The organism is Romboutsia sp. (genome assembly GCF_051659545.1).
In the GTDB taxonomy this organism is placed as follows: Bacteria; Bacillota; Clostridia; order Peptostreptococcales; family Peptostreptococcaceae; genus JBOFOR01.
On the sequence record NZ_JBOFOR010000209.1, the window covers coordinates 1 to 3,777 of the forward strand.

The following is a 3,777-nucleotide window of genomic DNA, read 5'->3' on the forward strand; positions in this document are numbered from 1 at the left end:
ATGGTATAAAAATATTGATTTAAAGTTTTTTGGATGTTATTATAAATGTATAAGTATAATTAGAAACTGTGATATATATTCTGTATGTGGGCACCTGGGATATATGGAGTTAGTGGTGCAACCGGCTATGTTTATTAGGTAACTTGAAAGAGTTGACGTAGATAAGGATAGCTTTTTTTATCCGAAGATTTTTCAGGTGATTATTAAAAATATGGGGGGAAGTTTAATGTTTAAGAATTTAAAGAAAAAGAAAAATAACAAAGGTTTTACGTTAGTAGAATTATTAGTAGTAATAGCAATTATAGGGATTTTAGCAGTAGTTGCAGTGCCATCATTATTTAAGAATATTGATAAATCTAAGGCAGTACAAGTAACAACGAATATTAATGCTATAAAAACTGAAATTTTAGCCGAGTATGCAGATGGAAAAACATTTGACGAAATAAAAGATACTAGTGCGGAGGGAAAAGTAGGATTTGAAATATTAAAAGTAGTTCCAGCATCTGAAAAAAAAGCAGGAGAAACATATGACATAGTGGCTGCTGACGGGACTGATAAGGGTGTTAGAATAAAAATAATAACTACAGAAGCATCAGATGTGCTAGGTAGAGTAAATAAACAATTTGGAGCAACAACAGATGATGCTACAGATGAAATATTTGTAAAAGTAGCAAATTAAATATAAGCTAATGACAGATGGCAGAAGTTAGCAACTGGTCCACTTCGTGTCCCAGTAAGACCCCCAGGGGTGCATTTTATATAAAAATTTAAAGAATATAGTCATAAAAAGACGAAATATATTTTCAGTATGACCCCCGGGGGTAGTAACTTGTCCACTTCGTGTGTCAGTACAACCCTGGGGGTTTTTTAGTTAATCAACAATAGGAGGTGGATATAATGTCACAAAAAATAAGAATCGGAGATAAGCTAGTTCAGTATGGATATATAACAGAAGAACAACTACAAAAAGCCTTATCACTACAAAGAGGGACAGGAAAAAGAATAGGTGAAATCCTAATAGAACAAGGATTAATAACAGCAGAATTACTTACAAATGTACTGACAGAACTACTAAATGTGGACAGTATAGATCTTACCCCTTCAAATATAAAACCAGAGGCAATTCATAAAGTACCTCAGAATATATGTAAAAGATACAAAGTATTTCCATATAAAATAGAAGACAATAGACTATATCTAGCCATGGAAGACCCTCAAAATATGGAGGCAATCCAAGATGTCAGACGTATAACAGGCATGGATGTAGTTTCAAATATAGCTACAACATCAGAAATAAATCAAGCTATAGATTTATGGTATTCAGGCACAGATATAGATAAAGCAATAAGTGAATACGCAAGAAATGAAATAAACAGCACGATAAAAGATGAAATAACAGGAGAGGAAGATGTAAACTCAGCTCCAATAGTAAGATTAGTACACGGAATACTAGAAAGTGCAGTAAGAAAAAAAGCAAGTGATATACATATAGAATATGATGGAGATTTAATGAGAGTTAGATTTAGAGTAGATGGGATTCTCATGGAACATATGAAAACTAGTGCAAAGGCATATAAAGCAATAATAAGTAGAATAAAAATCATGGCAAATTTAAACATTTCAGAAAAAAGATTGCCACAAGATGGTAGAATATACTTAATAGTAGACAATAAACCAGTAGATTTTAGAGTTTCAACAATGCCGACGAGCAAAGATGAAAAAGTAGTAATGAGAGTACTTGATAAATCTAGCTTTATGGTAAGTAAAGAAAAATTAGGTTTCACTCAAGAAAGTATAAAAATGTATGACAGTTTTCTAGCTAAGCCTTATGGACTAATTTTAGTAGTAGGACCAACGGGAAGTGGAAAAACTACAACTTTGTATTCTATGCTTAATCAATTAAACGATGTAGAAAAAAACATACTTACAATAGAAGACCCTGTTGAATATGAATTACAAGGGGTAAATCAATCTCAAATAAATTACAAAGCAGGCTTAGATTTTGCAAGTGCACTAAGATCTTTTTTAAGGCAGGATCCAGATATCATAATGGTAGGAGAGATTAGAGACCATGATACTGCAGAAATAGCAATAAGAGCTTCTCTTACAGGTCATTTAGTTTTAAGTACCCTACATGCTAATACAGCAGTAGGTGCAATATCAAGGCTTTCAGATATGAATATAGATAGTTTTTTAATAACTTCATCTTTAGTTGGAGTTGTTGCACAGAGATTAGTAAGAAAAATATGTCCTTTCTGTAAATATGAATATGAAGCTAGCGTAGGTGACAAGAAGGCTTTAGGCTATGATTTAGATAAAGACCTGAAATTATATAGAGGAGAAGGATGTGACAAGTGCAACAATACAGGATATAAAGGCAGACTTGGCATATATGAAATGATACAAATAACGAAATCCATAAGGGATTTAATAGACCAAGGAGCAAAAGAAGATGTAATCTTAGCTAAGGCAAATGAATTAGGGATGAAAACCATGAGACAAGATGCTGCAATCAAGGTAATGGAAGGACAGACTACAGTAGAAGAAATGATAAGAGCAACATTTATAAGCGATTAAAGGGATGATATAATATGAGCAAATATAGTTATACTGGAATAATGCTAAATGGTTCAAAAGCAAAAGGAATTGTTGAAGCAAAAAGTTTAAGCGATGCAAGAAATCAATTAAAAGCAAAGAAAATTAGAATAGTAGACTTAAAAGTAAAAAATGAACAGTCTCTATTTGGAAATAGAAACAAAAGAAAAAAGTTAAAAGCGGATTCAATAAGTCATTTTTGTAGGCAGTTTGCCATAATTATATCATCAGGTATAAATAGTTTAATAGGTTTAGAAACTTTAGCAAAAAGGACAGAGAATAAACTGCTATCATCAGAGATTAATAGGATAGTAGATTCGGTAAGAAAAGGTTCTACCATTGCAGATGCAATGCTAGAAAAAAACTCGAAATTCCCAAGATTATTAGGGGCAATGGTTGCAACTGGAGAAGAAACAGGAACATTAGAATCTGTATTGAAAAGTATGGCTGTATTTTATGAGAGAGAACATAGAATAAATCAAAAAATCAAAAATGCTTCAACTTACCCAGCTATTGTAGGAATTTTATCTTTGGTTATGCTATTTGTATTTACAAGTTTTATAATACCTCAAATGATGAAATCCATATTAGAAATAGGAGCGGAGTTACCTTTATCAACTAAAATTATCATGGCACTTGGTAACTTTATGGGTAAATGGTGGTGGTTAATTTTAATTTTAATCGGAGTAGGAATTTATGTATTATTACAATATATAAAAACACCATTAGGAAGAGCACATAAAGATAGAGTTATAAACAAAACACCTTTATTAGGTAAAGGAATAAGTAGTATAGTTGCAATGAGATTTTCAAGGTCATTGTATTTATTTGTAGCAACAGGATATCCGTTATTACAAGGACTAGACCATATAAAAGCCACGCTTAATAATGCTATTGCAGAAAAAGCTGTAGCAGAGGCGAAAGAAGGTTTAATAAGAGGAGAAACACTAGCTGAAAACTTAGAAAAACATAATTATTTTGATTCGGTGCTTATACAGATGATAGCAATAGGTGAGCAAACAGGTCAACTAGAAACAATAAGCAGCCAAATGGCAGAGTTCTATGAACACGAATCAGATATATATTTAACTAGATTAGTTTCTATGATAGAACCAATAATGATTATAATAGTAGGAATAATGGTTGCAATATTAGTTATATCAGTATTTTTACCAATGTTAA

The 3,777-nt window shown here is 31.8% G+C and carries 3 protein-coding genes and 1 riboswitch; all 3 genes read left to right on the forward strand.

Features of this window, described 5'->3' with window-relative positions:
* Positions 1-52 precede the first annotated feature (52 nt).
* Positions 53-136: riboswitch (cyclic di-GMP riboswitch) on the forward strand.
* Positions 137-226: 90 nt separating this feature from the next.
* The gene (locus ACRC03_RS11310; RefSeq protein WP_438652672.1) at positions 227-679 is read left to right on the forward strand and encodes a type II secretion system protein; all 453 of its coding nucleotides are present in this window, start codon (positions 227-229) and stop codon (positions 677-679) included.
* A 218-nt stretch (positions 680-897) separates the two neighbouring features.
* Positions 898-2,577 (forward strand): GspE/PulE family protein, encoded by a 1,680-nt coding sequence (locus tag ACRC03_RS11315; protein ID WP_438652673.1) that lies wholly within the window; start codon positions 898-900, stop codon positions 2,575-2,577.
* A gap of 14 nt (positions 2,578-2,591) precedes the next feature.
* Positions 2,592-3,777 (forward strand): type II secretion system F family protein (locus tag ACRC03_RS11320; RefSeq protein ID WP_438652674.1); only part of this gene is annotated, 1,186 nt, incomplete at its 3' end.

Bases quoted from the DNA above. Each gene is read 5' to 3' on its own strand.
- ACRC03_RS11315 (WP_438652673.1), top strand. From the start codon at position 898: ATGTCACAAAAAATAAGAATCGGAGATAAGCTAGTTCAGTATGGATAT.
- ACRC03_RS11310 (WP_438652672.1), top strand. From the start codon at position 227: ATGTTTAAGAATTTAAAGAAAAAGAAAAATAACAAAGGTTTTACGTTA.